At 70.6% G+C, this 15,841-nt stretch carries 8 protein-coding genes and 2 pseudogenes; 2 read left to right on the plus strand and 8 right to left on the minus strand.

Annotation, left to right across the window (positions count from 1 at the left end):
• Positions 1 to 261: 261 nt before the first annotated feature.
• Positions 262 to 786 carry a pep a2 gene (locus QF035_RS49655; RefSeq protein ID WP_307529122.1) on the plus strand — a complete coding sequence of 175 codons (525 nt, stop codon included), beginning with the start codon at positions 262 to 264 and terminating at the stop codon, positions 784 to 786.
• 140 nt (positions 787 to 926) lie between these two features.
• On the opposite strand, the gene QF035_RS49660 is transcribed toward QF035_RS49655, so the two are convergent.
• The 7 genes and pseudogenes from QF035_RS49660 to QF035_RS55995 form a co-directional block, all read right to left on the minus strand.
• Positions 927 to 4,766 carry an nSTAND1 domain-containing NTPase gene (locus QF035_RS49660; RefSeq protein ID WP_307529123.1) on the minus strand — a complete coding sequence of 1,280 codons (3,840 nt, stop codon included), beginning with the start codon at positions 4,764 to 4,766 and terminating at the stop codon, positions 927 to 929.
• 334 nt (positions 4,767 to 5,100) lie between these two features.
• Positions 5,101 to 8,115, minus strand: coding sequence for a glycosyl hydrolase (locus QF035_RS49665; protein WP_307529125.1), 3,015 nt, complete (start codon positions 8,113 to 8,115; stop codon positions 5,101 to 5,103).
• A 238-nt stretch (positions 8,116 to 8,353) separates the two neighbouring features.
• The gene (locus tag QF035_RS49670) at positions 8,354 to 8,959 is read right to left on the minus strand and encodes a hypothetical protein (protein ID WP_307529127.1); all 606 of its coding nucleotides are present in this window, start codon (positions 8,957 to 8,959) and stop codon (positions 8,354 to 8,356) included.
• Positions 8,960 to 9,046: 87 nt separating this feature from the next.
• Positions 9,047 to 10,267, minus strand: coding sequence for an RNA-guided endonuclease InsQ/TnpB family protein (locus QF035_RS49675; protein WP_307529129.1), 1,221 nt, complete (start codon positions 10,265 to 10,267; stop codon positions 9,047 to 9,049).
• Positions 10,268 to 10,549: 282 nt separating this feature from the next.
• Positions 10,550 to 12,454, minus strand: a complete 1,905-nt coding sequence (locus QF035_RS49680) for an AMP-dependent synthetase/ligase (protein ID WP_307529132.1) — start codon at positions 12,452 to 12,454, stop codon at positions 10,550 to 10,552.
• A gap of 149 nt (positions 12,455 to 12,603) precedes the next feature.
• A pseudogene (locus QF035_RS49685) lies at positions 12,604 to 13,428 on the minus strand (ThuA domain-containing protein); the annotation flags it as partial.
• 41 nt (positions 13,429 to 13,469) lie between these two features.
• Positions 13,470 to 13,649 (minus strand): annotated as a pseudogene (locus QF035_RS55995) (hypothetical protein); the annotation flags it as partial.
• Between the two features lie 471 nt (positions 13,650 to 14,120).
• On the opposite strand from QF035_RS55995, the gene QF035_RS49695 reads away from it, so the two are divergent.
• Positions 14,121 to 15,005, plus strand: coding sequence for an alpha/beta fold hydrolase (locus tag QF035_RS49695; RefSeq protein ID WP_307529136.1), 885 nt, complete (start codon positions 14,121 to 14,123; stop codon positions 15,003 to 15,005).
• 19 nt (positions 15,006 to 15,024) lie between these two features.
• On the opposite strand, the gene QF035_RS49700 is transcribed toward QF035_RS49695, so the two are convergent.
• Positions 15,025 to 15,819 carry an NPP1 family protein gene (locus QF035_RS49700; protein WP_307529137.1) on the minus strand — a complete coding sequence of 265 codons (795 nt, stop codon included), beginning with the start codon at positions 15,817 to 15,819 and terminating at the stop codon, positions 15,025 to 15,027.
• Positions 15,820 to 15,841 lie beyond the last annotated feature (22 nt).

Raw genomic sequence — 15,841 nt, forward strand, 5'->3', positions numbered from 1 at the left:
CCGGATCGTGCGTGAAGCCCGTGCGCGGAGAGGCATCGACCGACTACAACGGCCGACGCCCTCACCCATGGTGCACGCGGTGACAGCCAACGTCCTGTTGTCGCTTCAACTACATCCGGCGCTCCCTCGTGTTGCACGAATGGAGTACCGCTCCCACTCTGGGACTGACTCAGAAGCGATCACTGCTCACGCTTCGTGTTCGGGGCTCGGCCCGCAGGGGCGAGGAGGAGCAAGAGCTTCGCCGGTGAGGAGCCAACGACGATGAAGACCGTAGTGCCCTGCTACTACCACCTCGACGTGGAAGTCAGTTCGGAGCGGGTCGACCAGGTCAGGCGCATTCTGGCCGCCCATCTCCGGTACTGGAACCTTGAGAACCTCGTCGAGCCCGTCTGTCACTGCGCCGATGTGCTGCTCCGCTCGATCGGGGAGCACGCGGCCGACAAGAACACCACGATCGAGATGTGGTGGAACGGCCAGCACCTCATCACCGCCATCGCCGACAACGACGGCGGGTTCCACCCGGAGTCCGCCACGCCCGGCTGTCTGGCCCGCATCGCCGCGCTGAGCGACGGCTGGGGCTGTTGCGGCACGGACACCGGCGGAAAGATCGTCTGGTTCTCGCGCCGGGCCCGGGCCATCGAGCGCGCCCCGCTGGTCCCGGCCGGCCCCGCGCCCAGTCTGCGCGAGGCCCGTCGGACGCCCCGCGAGATGCCCGTACCGGCGATGGCGTTTTCCACGCCCGTGGGCTCGTTCGAAGGCGAGGTCGTCGTGGCGGCCTCCGGGTAGATCCGGTCTCCGTGGAGAACGCCGCACCGGCCCGCGACCGTTCAGTCGGTCGCGGGCCGGTGGCGTTCCTCGCCGGGGCGCCGCGGCCCCGGCAGGAGAGGGGATCGCCGCGGTCCGCCCAGGTGGGCCCGGCGGTCCGTCTAGGCCTTCGGGCAACTCCGTCTGTAGGCGACGTCCTGGACGTAGCGGTCCCAGTCGTCCCGAGACAGCCCGGTGGTCACGCGACGGCAGACGGTCCGCGCCGCACGGTCCGGGGTGATCTCGTACGTCTGCGAGGGGGCGTGGTCCCCGGCGGCGTAGAGCGTGCCGCCGTCGGGGCCGAACGCCAGCGCGCGGACGGTGTCGCCCGGTGTGACGAGCGTGGATCCGATCCGTCGGCGGGAGGGGACGTCCCAGAGCTGCAGGGTGCCCTCGTCACCCGCGACGGCGAGCGTGCGGCCGTCGCGGGAGAAGGCCAGGGCCGACACGTACTGGTAGGTGGTCGTGTCCGGGTCGGCGAGGACTCCGAGCCGTCGGTTCAGTCGCCCGTCCCAGAGGACGACCCGGCCGGAGCCGTCACCGACGGCCAGATGGTCACCGTCCGGGCTGAACGCCAGAGCGGTGGACTTGCCGGGGCTTCTGACGGACGGCAGCCGGGTGCCCGCGGGCAGGCGGTACGCCTGCCCGCGCTCGGTGACGAGCAGGTCGCCGTCGGGATGCGAGGTCACCGCGCCGACGGAGCCCGGGAGCGTGCCGACGACGGTCCGGCGACGGAGGTCCCAGATACGGGTGGCCTCGGTCATGGCCCCGGGCAGCGAGGAGAGGAGCAGCGTCCGGTCGCCGGTGCCGAAGGAGATACCGGTCAGTGGCTCCGGGCCGACTTCGCCGGAGCCGAGGGTGCCGGTGACGCGCCGCCGTGGAATGTCATAGAGCGACAGCTCGGTCGCGGCGGTCGGCGACGTGTAGTTCGCCACGCCGTAGGCGAGTTCTCCGCCGGACGAATCGAAGGCGAGCAGGGCATCGCACTCTCCGTACACCGCAGCTCCCGAGGGGACCCGGCACGGTAGCGGCGGAGGTTCGGCCAGCAGCCGTCCCGTACGCCCGTCGACCAGGCGAAACCGAAGGCGCTTCCCGTCCTCGTCGGCGCGGGCGACGGCAAGAGTCCTGCCGTCCGGGCCGAACTCGACGGCCAGGGCGGGGGACTGCTCCCAACGGGTGTGCACCGCGCTGCCCACGTTCAGCGTGTGGACGGCCGGTCCCCATGAGCCCTCCGGGCCGCCGAGGTAGCGGACGATGCCGGCCTCCGTGTCGATCCTGATCTCCTGGACGGTCTCGCCGGCCAACTGGTGCCGTACGACAGGGAAGTCGGGTGAGTCCATCCGCCAGACCAGGATCTCCTCGCCGTCCGACGCCACCAAGAACGCGCCGTCCGCACTGAGTTGAGCGACCTTCAGGCCGGAGTAGGCGACCGCAGGCAGTTCCTTGCCCGACGAGACCTCCCACGCCCGGAATCCGGTGGCGTCGATCAGCCCCAGATACCTGCCGTCGGGCGTGAACTCGATCCGCTCCTTCACGCACTGCTCGATGGTCGCCTTCGGCAGCCAGGGTGCGGGCAGGCGGCGCTTGTCGGTGACCTCCCACAACTCGAAGCGCTCACCCGGAACGCACAGGGCCAGCAGACGGTCGTCCGCGCTGACCGTGGCATCCGTGAAGGCGGGGTCGTCCGTCAGGGCCGTGCCTCGGCCATCCTTCCGCTGCCGGTTCATGTGGGCCGTGAGCCTCGCCCACTCCACTTGTGCGCCGGTCGCCCCGTCCACCTTCGCGTCCGTGTCGCGCGCGATCTCCAGGAGCTTCCGCCGGGACCGGGCGTCCCAGAGCTGCACCCGGCGCTCGGATCCCTCTGCGTGGTAGACGAGGAGGCTGCGACCGCTCGTCCCCATCTCGATACCGCCGTCGGCGACCGCCAGCGGCGTCCCGTCCCGGCGCCCCGCGGCGAGGTTCCGCAGGACGGCCCTTCCCTTGTCGAACTCGGGGATCCACGACGCGTCCGCCCGGATGAACCCCACGTCCTTCGCGGCCCCGCCGAGCCCGGGCCAGGTGGCCGTACGCCGTCCCGCCCCCACGTCCCACCGGGTCACCTGATCCGTGCCGACGCTGAGGAGCGTGCGGCCGTCGGCGCTGAGATGCCTCATGGTCTCGTCGGTGCCGTCGGGATCGGTGAACACGTCCTGGTTCCGCTGCGCCGCGGCGCCGAGCAGCGCGGAGCGCGTCTCGGGAAGGTCGGCGACGCGCCACGCGGCGAGGCTGAGCCGCATCGCCGTGACCGGGTCGGACAGGCGCAGACTCTCCGCGACTCCGACGAGCCGCCGGGCCTCCGCCTCGATCCGCCGCCGCTCGCCGGACTGGTTCTGCTGCCAGGCGACGAGCGCCGCGACGAGGCTGAGCACCACAAGAACGGACAGGACGACCGTACGGGTCCTGCGGCCTCGCTGCTCGCCCCGGCGGGCGTCGAGGCCGGCGTCGAGGAACTCCCGTTCCAGCGGGGTGAGATCGTCCGTGGCACCGAACTGCTCCTCGGCGGTGGACAGTCGCACGCCCCGGTAGAGGGAGCCCGAGTCCCGTCCGAGGTCCTGCCAGGTGGCCGCCGCCTCGGTGAGCCGGTGCTGGGACCTGAGCCGCTCACGGTCCTCGTCGATCCAGGTGCGCAGGCGGGGCCATGCGGTGAGCACGGCCTCGTGGGCGAGGTCGACGGTGTCCTCGTCGAGCGTGATGAGACGGGCGCGGGCGAGCCGTTCGAGTACGACATCCGTGTCGGCGTCCGTACCGCCGCCCAGCGCGGTGAGTTCCGTGCGCCGGGTCGGACGGCGCGTGTCCCCGGTCCCCTGACCCGGGCTCACCAGGCGGAGCAGGATGCGACGGACGGTGCCGGCCTGCCCGCCGGTGAGGCTCTCGTAGAGTTTCTCGGCGGTGCGGGCGATCGCCCCGTGGATGCCTCCCGCGGCGTCGTACGCGGCCTCGCCCAGTGCTCTGCCCCGGCGTCTGCGCCAGGTTTCCAGCAGGGCGTGCGACATGAGGGGCAGGCCGCCGGGCTCGTCCTGGATCTCGGCGACGATCCGCGAGGTGAGCGTCCGTTCGACGATCAGCCCGCCGAGCGCGGCCGGTTTCACGATCGTCTCGCGCAGCTCTTCCGTACTCATGGGAGCCACCAGGAGCGTGGCCTCCTGTGCGGCCTGCGCGAGTCGGCGGTACCGGGCGCAGTGGCCGTAGAAGTCGGCGCGGACCGCGACGACGACGCGGATGCCGTGCTCGGGTCGGACGGCGGTGAACAGCAGGTCGAGGAAGCCTTTTCGCTCGGCGGGATCGGCGCAGAGGGTGAAGAGCTCCTCGAACTGGTCGACCACGATGACGGTCCCGGAGCGGGTGGTGCCCGGATCCAGGGCGTCGGCGTGGGTGCGCGCCGGGTGCGGTCCCGGGGTGAGGATCCGGATGGTCGCGGGCCGGACGCGCGGTGGGTCGGTCTTCTGGAGGCGGGGGATGAGACCGGCGCGCAGCAGTGAGGACTTGCCGCTGCCGGACGGGCCCGTCAGGACGACGAAGTCCTTGTCCCGGACCAGGTCGACGAGTTGGCCGACGAGGTGGTCCCGGCCGAAGAAGCGTTCGCTGTCACTCGCCTCGAACCGGGCCAGACCGGGGTAGGGAGCTTCCGCGTCGTCGTCGGCGGCGAGGCTCTCCTCGGCCGTGTCCTGGGAGGCCTGGTGCCACCGTCGTTCCCACTCGTCGCGGTCCCCTCCGCACGCCTCGGCATAGGCGAGGGCCACCGGCAGCGAGGCCAGCCGCTCCCCGGCCGCCGCGTGCGCGAGCGTGGCCGCGGAGTAGTGCGCCTGCCGGGCCATCGCGCGGTAGGTGATCCCGCCCGCCTCCCGACGCAACTTCCGCAGCTCGTACGCGAATTGCGCGACAGGTCCCTCGGCCGGGTCCAGCGGCCGCTCACGACGTCCCATCGCATCCTCCGTCGCTGCGTACGCCTGTCGCCCCGCACGCTACGAATCTTGGTGGCGGTGGGGAAAGGGGCATGGCGAGAACGCACCACTCGCGCCGCGAAATTGTCTGAAGTGGCGACAGGGGACTGCCGGACAATGGCCCGACCGTGAAGGCTGAGGTCATGGCGGGCCGGTGCGACCGACGTGGGCGTACGGGGGAGCACGGGGGAACAACGGGGGAGCGTTCCGCGGTGCCGGCCCGCCGACGCCGGACGGGGGACAGTGCCGGGCGAGTGGGGTTCCGGGAGGCCGGGTCAGGGGGAAGCCCGGCCTTCCGGGACGCCATGGCGAGCTTCTAGCGAGTGGGCGTGCCGACGCGGGCCTCTCCGTACGGCACGAGGCGTACCGGCCCCATCAGCCCGTACGCCTGCCGTGCCAGGCCGCCGTACACCCCGGGATCGCTGACCCGCAGCCGGTTGGCGAGCGGGGTCGCCACCTCGACCTCGATGACGTTCTGCCCGCGGCGGAGCAGGCCACCGAGGTCCACCACCGGGTGGATCTGGTCGACCGGGTCGAGGCGGTGGCCGTTGACGGTGACGCGGCAGGTGTCGGTGACTGCGCCCAGTTCGAGGCGTGCGCCGCGGCCGCCCGTCCAGGTGTCGCCGAGCGTGACCGTGGTGCGGTAGCGGCCGATGCCCGAGACGTCGGCGAGTTCCGGGATCTGCGACCAGGGCACCAGGGCGTCCAGGGTCAGGTCGTGCTCGACGACGGTGGTTCCGGTGGCCGTGGCGCCGGGCCGCCAGTCCAGTACGCGCAGGCGCCAGGAGGTGAGTTCCGTCGGCTCGGGCACGTCCTTGAGGGACGTACGCACCATGCGTTCGTTGGACAGTTCGGTCCGGTACGTGCCCGCCGTCGTGGCGCGGACGGTGAGTCCGGCGTCCGTGAAGCGCACCTCCTCGGCCTCGCTGGCGACCGCGTGGCGACGGCCACCGTTGCGGTCGCCGAAGAGGCCGGGGCGGCCGATCGCCACGACGAGGGTCTCCGCGGGCTGGAGAGCGACCCGCACGGTGACCGTGTCGCCCTCCTCGGTGTACCGGGCGATGCGCTCGACTCCGCCGGTCCACGGGTCCAGCAGATACGGCACTCCCTTGGCCGTTGAGCGATGCAGGGTGACCTCGTGGTCGATGGCGGCCACCGGCGGTTTCACGGTCTCGGCGTGCTTGCCGTTGCAGAGGTAGTAGTAGTCGACGCCGTCGGCCACCCGGTGGGCGTTGAGGAGGGTGGAGGCGGACGCGTACCCGGCGTCGGGCCGTACGCCGAGTTCGGTGAGCGCGGCCGGCACCGCTGTCTTGTCGGTGACGCGACGGACCCGCGGCTGGGCGAGCAACTCCCGGACGACCGAACGCAGTTCGTCGGTCTCGCCGCTGTCGGGGATGCCGGACGGCACGACGGTGTCCCACGCTCCGAGCAGCACGATCGGCAGTCCGGCGCGGGTGAGCCGCAGCAGGGCGCGGGCGTCCCGCAGGGCGAGGGTCACTGTGGAGCCGTAGAAGAAGTCGCCCTCGACGAACAGGGCCTTGTAGGCCGGGCCGTCGGGTGCGAGCCGTCCCCTGCGCACGGTGGCGGTCGGCAGGTCGAGCAGCGGGCCGCTGAGGAACTGGTGGGTCCAGCCCAGGGTGATGCCCGTGGCGGTGAACCAGGAGGCGCCGATGCCGGTGGCGGTGTAGCCGGTCTGCCGGAACACCGCCACATCGGCTCGTGGCCGGCCGGTCTGCAGCACCTGGTGGACCCGCCCCAGGTAGCCGGAGACGTCCGGCACGTGCTTCCAGGTCGGATGGCGCGGACCCCAGGACTCGCCGTAGCCGGCCGTGCCCTTGTACGGGGTGAAGGCCGCGTATCCCGGCCAGTTGACGCCCGGCAGCTCGGCGTAGGAGAAGCCGTGTACGACGGTCTGGTTGACGCCGGCCGCGTAGGCGCCGCCCATGGTGCGCAGGAACCGCTGCCAGGTCGTGCTGTAGGCGCTGCCGGAGTAGGCGCCTGCCTCGCACGAGAGCACGGTGTGCCCGGCCATGTCACGGCCGCCGGCCAGACAGCGGTAGTCGTCGAGGTTCTTGAAGCCCAGGGACTCGCCCTCGGCGATGTCCAGGAGCGCGGCCGAGGCGATGGCGTCGGTCTGCAACCCGTAGGGCTGGGAGCGCAGTTGGAGGCCGAGCGAGCGCGCCCAGGTGCGCAGCGCCCCGACGTGGTGCCTGTTGAAGAGAGTGGAGACCGTCTCCCAGAAGTCGTGCCGGATCTGGCGGGTGGCGGCGGCCTCGAAGGCGAAGACCTGGTTGCTGTTGTCGAGGATCACGACGGGCAGCAGCGGCAGCAGGGAGCGGCCGGTGTGCTCCCGGAACGCGTCGGGCAGGCGGGGCGTCCACTGCAGGCCGTCGGTCTCCAGCTCGATGGAGTCCTCGAAGAGCGCGCCGCCGGAGACCTTCAGCAGGCGGCGGATCGCCGGGGTGAGGAGGTGGGCCTCCCAGAAGTCGGTCACCGCTCGGGTGCCGGCCGCGCTGAAGTGGTCGACGACGTAGGAGGGCGGGTCGGTGTGCGGTCCTGCCTCCGGTGTCTGGCCGGAGCCGCGCACCCAGTACGCGATCAGGACCCAGGTGCCGTCGTCGGGCGCGGTCCAGCCGATCGTGCCGTCGGAGACGGTGGAGGTGAGGTCGCGGACCGAGTCCTGGTCGAGGCCGGTCTCCTTGCGGGTGGAGTTCGCGGTGTTCACCCGCGCGGCCTGCACCAGGAGCAGCCGTCGCTCGGTGACGCCGGACGCCGCCTCGTGGACGGGCTCGGGGACCGGGCCGGAGTAGGCGGTACCGGGGGCCAACGTGACGGCCCCGTGGGCGAGTTCCTTCACCGCGGCCTCGCTGTCCGGGGTGATGCCGGGAACCGCCGCGGGCCACGCGGGGCCGACGGTGAGATCGATGGTGAGGCCGCGCCGGGCCGCCTGGCTCAGCGCGGCCTCGACACCGGCGACCCAGGAGGGGCTGCCCCAGCCGTGGCGCTCGGTGTCCAGCACCGACGGGTCGGAGACGCTGTGGTGCACGGCGGCTATCTCGGCGCCTCCGAAGCCCGCGTCGGCGATCTGGTCGACCTCCCGTCTGATCTCGTCGGGCCGCACCAGACCGTCGGGCCACCACCAGCGGAACTTCGGCCCCACCGCGCGGCCCGGCTCGGCGAAACCCGAGGAGGCCCCGGCGGTGGATGCGGCCGCGGCGCTCCCGGGTCTCGCCCAGGTCAGCGCACCCGCCGCCGCTGTCGTGGCCGCGGCGGCGGCGAGCAGCGTACGGCGTGGAATGCCCGGCCGGTGAACTGCGGTGAGGTCGTCCATGGTTCCTGTCACTCCCGGAGGGCAGCACGAAGAGACCCCCTGAGGGGCCTGGTGGTTGAATCGTTTTAATCGCTGCGAAAGTAAGTCTCTCGATCAAGAGGCGTCAAGAAGCGTGCACGACGCAAATTCCTGAGGAGAGCCGGTGGGGCGGCGAGGCCGTCGCTCGTGACCTGGTCGCCGGCGGCCTCGGTTCCGTACGGTCGAAGACCGCGGCGCGCACTGCCCGTGGCCCCTGGAACTACCGGCGGATGTCCTCCACCTCGCCGAAGCCGTCCGTCCGGGTCCAGCGCAGCCGGGTCAGCCATTCGGTGGACGAGCGGGTGAACGTCAGGCGCTCGGCGCCGTTCGACGCCTCGACCTTCGCCCAGCCGTCGAAGCTCTCCTTGAGCTTCGTGTCCCACTTCGACAGGCTCTTGGTGCCGACCGCGGCGATGGACTCCATCGGCGGTTCACCGTCGGAGCAGTAGGGTCCCCAGTTCGCGATGGCCGCGACCGTACGGCCGTCGAACGCCTCGAGCGTGATGCTCTGGCACGGGTCGGATTTGGTCGCGTGGACCAGGCGGGGCTTGCTCCACGCCCCGCCCGCGGTGTCCTGGTGCTGCTCCATGAGCCCGCGCTTCGCGGCGTAGTACATGCCCACGCGGCGCCCGTCGGCCCACTCGATCTCCTCGACGAAGCGGGCGTGCGACGGCGAGGGGCGGGCGGTGGGGGAGGCCTGGGCGGTGTCGGAGCCGGGCGAGGCGTCCCCGGCCCCCGCGTCGGTGCTCCCACAGGCCACGATGGCCCCGAGGAGGGCCGTCACCCCGGCCAACGCCGGCAGCCGGACCCCGTGTACTCGTCGCATATCTGTCTCCCGGACCTGACCACGTCAGGCGTCGTACGAATGGCTCAGTTGAATCCTCCCCTCCCTTGACGGGAGGGGATTCCTGGCTCAGGCTGCCTCCTGGAGCAGCGCTCCAGGAGGTCTTGCGCCATCAGTACCAGCCGGGTTGAGACCAGCCCGGGCGAGCATGACGTGTGCGGAGTTCTTGTCCCGTGGGGATGCGGTTCCGCATGCGGTGCAGGTGTAGGTGTGCTCACCCAGTGGCAGTGCATGCTTGGCTCTCGTCATGCAGTGCGCGCAGTCCATCGTGGTGTACGCGGGGTGGACCAGGCGGATGTCCCGCCCGTGTTTGCGGCCCATCTCGATCAGAGCCGCTTTGGTGGCGCCGATGGCGGCGTCAGCAGCCTTGCGGGCCATGGTGGTCCTGGCCAGGAACTTCGGGCGGAAGTCCTCGACCGCGATCGCATCGTGGTCGCGGACCACCTTCCTGGCCCACTTACGGCTGGTGTCCTCACGCTGCCTCGCGGCCTTCTTGTACGCCTTCGCCCGCAGCTTCTTCGCCTCGCGGTAGCCCTTCGATCCGGGCATGCCCTTCTTCGGCCTGCGGCGGGCCATCATCCGGTCGTAGCGGGTCAGCTTCGTCCGGGCCTTCCTGCCATGCCCGGCGTGCGGCAGGTCGTGCGCGTCGGAGGTGGTGGTCGCGGTCTCCTTCACGCCCCAGTCGACACCGAGTACGCGGCCGGTCTGCGGCAGGGGCTCAATCTGGGCGGGGACGACGAACGAGGCGTACCAGTGCCCGAGGCTGTCCTGGTACAGGCGCACCGAGGACGGCTCGGCCGGCAGTTCCCGCGACCACACCACCGTCACCACGACGTCCCCGGCCAGGTGCAGGCGGCCGTCCCTCAACCGGAACCCGCGCCTGGTGTAGTTGAGGGTCGGCAGTGCCTCGCGCTTGGTCTTCCACCCCGGCATCCCGGCCCGGCGCGCCATGGGCAAGCGCTCTTTGATGTCTTTGTGCGCCTTGGCGCGGGAGCGGCCGAAGTCGCGGATGACCTGCTGCTGGACCACCGACGAGCCCTCACGCAGCCACGGCGTACGGGCGCGGGCTTCGGTCAGCATCCTGTCGAGCTGCGCGGGGCCGCACGTGGCCTTCTGGCCGGTTGCTTTGTTGTGCAGGTGAACGACCCTGGACTTGGCGACACACTCGTTCCACACCCAGCGGCACCGGTCCCACTCCGCCGCCAGGGCGGTACGCGCCATGGACGGCACGCGCAGCCGGTAGGTGTAGCGGGCATGCCCGCCCTCCGCAGCCACCCCCACTTGCACCATCTCGCCCCCTCACAGTGTCCCGGCCCAGACACCGTGCGTCCCGAACCCTTTGAAGGACCGTATGTACGACAGCCGCACAAACGCACCCCGATCCCACGGCCACCACCCCGACCGGCGACCACACGCACACGCGTTCGCATCACCCTGCGGTGCCGACAGCGGTACGGGCGCTCCGCGCCCTGAACCGGATGCGGCGACGCTCCGCGTCACGACACCCGGATGCGGTTCCTCCCCGGCGTGAACGCCGGGGCCTCCTCGCAAGAAACAGGTGAACACGACGGCTCACCTGAAGACATTGTCCGCGTCGTCCCAGGTGTAGGGATCGACGGTCGAGAGGTTACGGGGGGCTCGCGAGGACGACTGGTACATGGCCTCGATCTCGGCGGCGTAGCGGTGCGCGATGGCATCCCTGCGCAGCTTCATCGAAGGGGTGAGCATGCCGTTGGCGAGGTCGAACGGTTCGGAGAGCACGCGGTACACGCGGATCGACTCCGAGCGCGACACGGTGCTGTTGGCCGCGGCGACGGCGCGCTTGACCTCTTCGCGCAGGGCGTTCTCCTCGCGCGTCTCGCGGTCGTGCACCTCGCCCGGTATGGCGAGGACCGAGCGCCAGTGCGCCAGGAAGTCCGGATCGAGGGTGATCAGCGCTCCCACACAGGGCCGGTTGTCGCCCACGACGACCGCCTGATGGATGAGCGGATGGACCCGCAGACGCTCTTCGAGAGCCGCGGGAGCCACGCTCTTGCCGCTGCTCGTGATGACGATGTCCTTCTTGCGCCCGGTGATGCTCAGATAGCCCTCGCTGTCGAGCCGGCCGATGTCGCCGGTGGCCAGCCAGCCGTTGTACAGCGCGGCCCGGGTGCTCGTCTCGTCGTTGATGTAGCCCTGGAAGACCGCGGGTCCCCGCACCAGGATCTCCCCGTCTTCGGCGACGTGGACCTCCATGTCGGGCAGGGGGCGTCCGACGGTTCCGAATTTCTCCCGGCCCACCGGCTGGGCCGTAATTCCGCCGCTGGTTTCCGTGAGTCCGTATCCGTCGTGGACGAAAATCCCGATTCCCGAGTAGAAGAGGGCGAGTTCACGGTTGAGGGGAGAGCCGCCCGACACCGCGCCGCAGACTCTTCCGCCCAGCGCCGCACGCAGCTTTCGGTACACCGTCTTCTCGTAGAGGGCGTGTTGAAGTCGCAGATCGAAACCGGGGCCCGGACCCGTTCCCAGCCGGTGCCGCTCGCCGGCCGCGGCGAAGTCCCGCGCCGTGCGGACCGCGCGCTCGAACAGGGCGCCGCGGCCTGCCTCCTGAGCCTTGCGCAGGAAGTTCTTGTAGAACTTCTCGAAGACGGACGGGACGGCGTAGAGGAACGTGGGGCGGAAGGACAGGAGGGCGGCGGACAGTGTCTCCGGGCGCAGATCGGGCACGTGCCCCATCAGCATCCCGCCGCGCATGCACAGCCCCTGGATCATGAGGCCGTACACGTGTGAGAAGGGCAGGAAGGCGAGGATGGCCGGCTGCTGCCCGGGGGGCGCCACCGTGTGGCCCCAGCCGGCCAGCAGGGTGTCGCAGGAACTCGCCAGGCTGCGATGGCTCAGGGCACATCCCTTGGGAGGTCCCGTCGTACCCGAGGTGTAGGCGATGATCGCGGTCGAGTCGGGCAGCACGATCCGGCGCATCGACTCGACGGTGGTGAACGGTACCGACCGGCCCTGCTCCATCAGGTCCGTCAGGGCCCCGGAGTCCAACTGCCAGACGTGCTGCAGGGTCGGCAGCGAGGCGCACACGGAGCCGACCGTCATGATGCCCTGCTCGTCCTCCACCACCACCGCGACGCAGCCGGCGTCCTCGAGGATCCAGCCGACCTGCTCGTGCGACGACGTCGGGTAGATCGGCACGATCTCGGCGCCCACCGACCAGAGCGCGTAGCTGAGCACGGTCCACTCGTAGCGGGTGCGCGCCATGACGGCCACGCGGTGGCCCGGGAAGATCCCGGCCGCGATGAAACCCCGGGCCACGTCCACGACTTCGTCCCGCAGCTCGACCGCGGACACCGGTTCCCAGGCCCCCGGAGCGGCGTCCGAACGACGGGCCAGTTGGGACAGGGTGGGATCGCGTTCAGCCGTCTCGAAGAGACTGTCCGCGAGCCCTCCCTGCATCAAAGGCCGAGCCGGTCTGACAACTTCCAAGGGGTGCATGTGCCGCTCCAGAAATTCCGCGCAGAGCGCCCCTCCGATGGAGTCCGGAATCGAGGCGTTCGAAATCTAGCCCACAGCGGCGATGGGTGTAGCACGAACCGTCGAACGCCTGGCTTGATGTCCTTTCGGGAAAGAGCGGTTCACGTGGTGCCGAGCCACTTCAGGCCGTCGAGCAGGAAGCGGTTCTGGGTCGCACTCGCGAACGTGGACGACAGCGGGGTGTTGGAGGCGTAGTCCATTGCGTTGTGGCCGAAGTTTGCATACAGCATGCGGTACTTCGCGTTCGTCCACAGGATCGGGTAGTAACCGCTGTACCAGGTCTGGTTGGGATCCGTGCCCAGCGGGAAGCTGCTCGCGTCGACCGAGGCAAGGATCTTGATGTCCGGATTCCGCCGTAGGTCGTTGGACCAGCTGTACCACTCGCTCACGGACGAGGTGAACGTGGCGGGCAGGTTCCTGGTCGAGGCATGCGTGCGGTCCTCGGTCCGCAGGACGGCGGTCGTCGGACCCCAGGTGTTGGATTTGAAGTTCCCGCTGCCGAGGAACTGCTGGTGGTACCAGGGCCAGTTCTGCGCCTGGGTCGTGAACGCCGAGACGTGGAAGCCCAGCCAGCCGCCGCCCCCGCGCATGTACCGCTCGAATCCCGCCCGCTGGTTGGCGGTCTGCGGCAGTTCGTCGAGGAACAGCACGACCTGGTACGCGTTCACGCCCCCGTTGGCCAGGAGGTTCCAGTCGGTGCTCGACGTGTAGGTGAAGCCGTTCTCGGCGGCCCGGGTCGGGAACCACTGGTTGGCCTCACGGACGAAACTGATGTGCGCGGCGTCCCACGTACCGCTGTAGAGGGCGAGCACCTTGAACGGGGCCGCTGTGGAGGCCGCCTGGGCGGGCGGCGCGGCGAGACCCAGCAGAGTCGCCAGCAGTACGAGGACCCGCAGCGCGACGCGCACCGGACCGGAGGGTCTGATTCCGAGCATGGAACGTCCCTTCCTTCTCACGATCACAGGCCTGTTCACGGTCACGGGTGGCTGACGAGGTTGGTGGCGTTGGTGGCGGAGTTGGACGGGCCTCCGCGGTCGTTGATGACGTGCCGGATCGTGCCGGTGCCACCGAGCGAGACCGCCACCATGTTGCGGAAGCGCACATTGGCGTTGTTGGGCGCCTCGATGGCGTGCTCCGCGGTGACGCCCGCGTTCACGACAGTGGCCCAGCCGGTGGGGAGGGCGGTTGCCTGAGCGGCCTTCGTGGGCGGGGTGGCGGCCACGGCGGTCGCGGCCGACGCCACCAGGGCGAGGGTGGCGAGGAGCGTGGGTATCCGACGGCGGCCGGGCGATCTCGGCGATCTGAGCACGGATTCTCCTGTGCATGTGGGGGTTGAGGAATCGCGAGTTCATGAATATGAACGATGAGCGCATGCGTGGAACCTCGGCGATCGGTGAACCTAAAGGTCTGAACCAATCTCGTCAAGATCTGAAGCAAAGACAGCAAGAAATCGCCCTACGCTCGCAAGGAGTTGAAGGCAGTAAGCCCGGAGAAGCCGCCGGGGGAGCTGAGGCCCGTCCCGTCGCGGACGGGCGGTCCGCCGTGCTCGTCATTACGATGAGAGAGATCGTGGTGCCGTCCCGCGGGTCCGCGTGCGAGGGGGCCGACCGACGTCAGGAGGGCCGCCGTGAGCACGATCGCGGTGAAGGCCGCCCAGCTGAGGAGCGGGCTCGTCCTCCCGTATGCCGAGGCGGGCTATCCGGACGGCCTTCCCGTGGTCTTCGTGCACGGCTTCGCGGACTCCTGGTGGACGTTCGAGCCGCTGCTCAGGCGGCTCCCCGCCGCGGTGCACGGATACGCCCCCACGCAGCGGGGCCACGGCGACGCCGAACGGCCCCCGGACGGCTACGGGCCGGAGGACTTCGCCGGCGACCTGGTGGAATTCCTCGACGCGGCAGGCATCGGCCGGGCCGTCCTGGTCGGGGCGTCGAGCGGCGGGGTGGCCGCACGGATGGTGGCGGGCAGCCATCCCGACCGAGTGGCGGGCCTCGTCCTGGTGGGCGTCCCCGCGACGCTCGCCGACAAGCCCGGCATCACGGCCCTGTGGGAGAAGGTCCAGGCACTCGAAGACCCCGTGCCGCGCGCCTTCGCGGAGGACCTGCTGGGCGACCTCGCGAGCCGGCCGCTGGGCCGCGGACTCCTGGCGACGATGGCCGAGGAGAACCTCAAGGTGCCCGCACGGGTGTGGCAGGAGACCATGCGCGGCCTTCTGGAGGCGGACCTCGCCGCGACACTGAGGGGAATCCTCGTACCCACGCTCGTTCTCTGGGGCGACGCGGACAGCGTGCTGCCGCGCGCCGACCAGCAGCGGATCCTCGACGCGATCCACGGCTCGGCCCTCGTCGTGTACGAGGGCGCCGGGCACCTTCTGTACTGGGAGGAGCCCGAACGGGTCGTCCAGGACGTCGTCGGCTTCGCCGCCCGGGTCCTGCCGGCCCGCCCCGACGGCGACGCTCCCGGCAGGGCCGGGAGGCCGCCGTCCCCGGGCGACGGGGGCGGGCCTTCCGCGTGACGTCAGGTCAGGCGATGGGTCAGGCGTTGGGGTCGAACGCGATCCCGGACGGCTCGGCCGAGGACAGGTGCGAGTTGAACGTGCTGTCCTTGATGCCGAGCGTGGCACTGCCGAAGTTGTAAGAGGTCAGCGTGTCGCGCACACCTGCGGGATAGCCGTTCCAGCCGACCAGCGGCGGGTACTGCCAGGTCCCCTTGTGGTTCTCCGGCGGCTCGTCGCCGGCGGTCGCGGCCCGGAAGCAGTGCGTGCTGATCCCGTCCTTGTGGTACACGATCTTCGGGTGCGTCCCGTCCCAGCGGATCGCCGAACGGTTGTGGACCGTGAAGGAACCGTGGTTGGACGTCGAGACGTACTGGGCCTCGTTGTTCTGCACCCAGACCACGACGTGCTCCCAGTCGTGCCGGTGCCCGCCGAGACCGCTGCCGGCCACGGCCTGGTCCTTCTCGAAGTAGAGGGCGTACACGATCGCGCACCAGCCGTTGTTGCACTTGGAGCGCGAGTAACCGTTGGTGTTGTCGAGGTCGGAGGCGTCCCTGCACTGGCCGTTGAGGGCGCCGCTCGGGTTGAGGCCGCCGTTGACGACGCCACCGGGGCCGATCGCGGGCGTCGAGTAGCAGCCGTCCGTGTCGTAGTCGTAGGCGGGCTGGAACGTCTGGTCCAGTCCGTCCGCGTTGGCGGGCAGTGCGCCGGGCGGGGCGGCCAGGGCGGTGGACGGGAAAGCGAGGACCAGAGCGGCGGCGCCCGCGAGGACGCCGAGTGACCTCCGGCGCAGACGCCGGGATCCGGAAAGCTTCGATGCGGGACTGCCGTTCAAAGTGTCCTCCTGATCGGCCCTG

It is taken from the genome of Streptomyces umbrinus, from assembly GCF_030817415.1.
Classification (GTDB): Bacteria; Actinomycetota; Actinomycetes; order Streptomycetales; family Streptomycetaceae; genus Streptomyces; species Streptomyces umbrinus_A.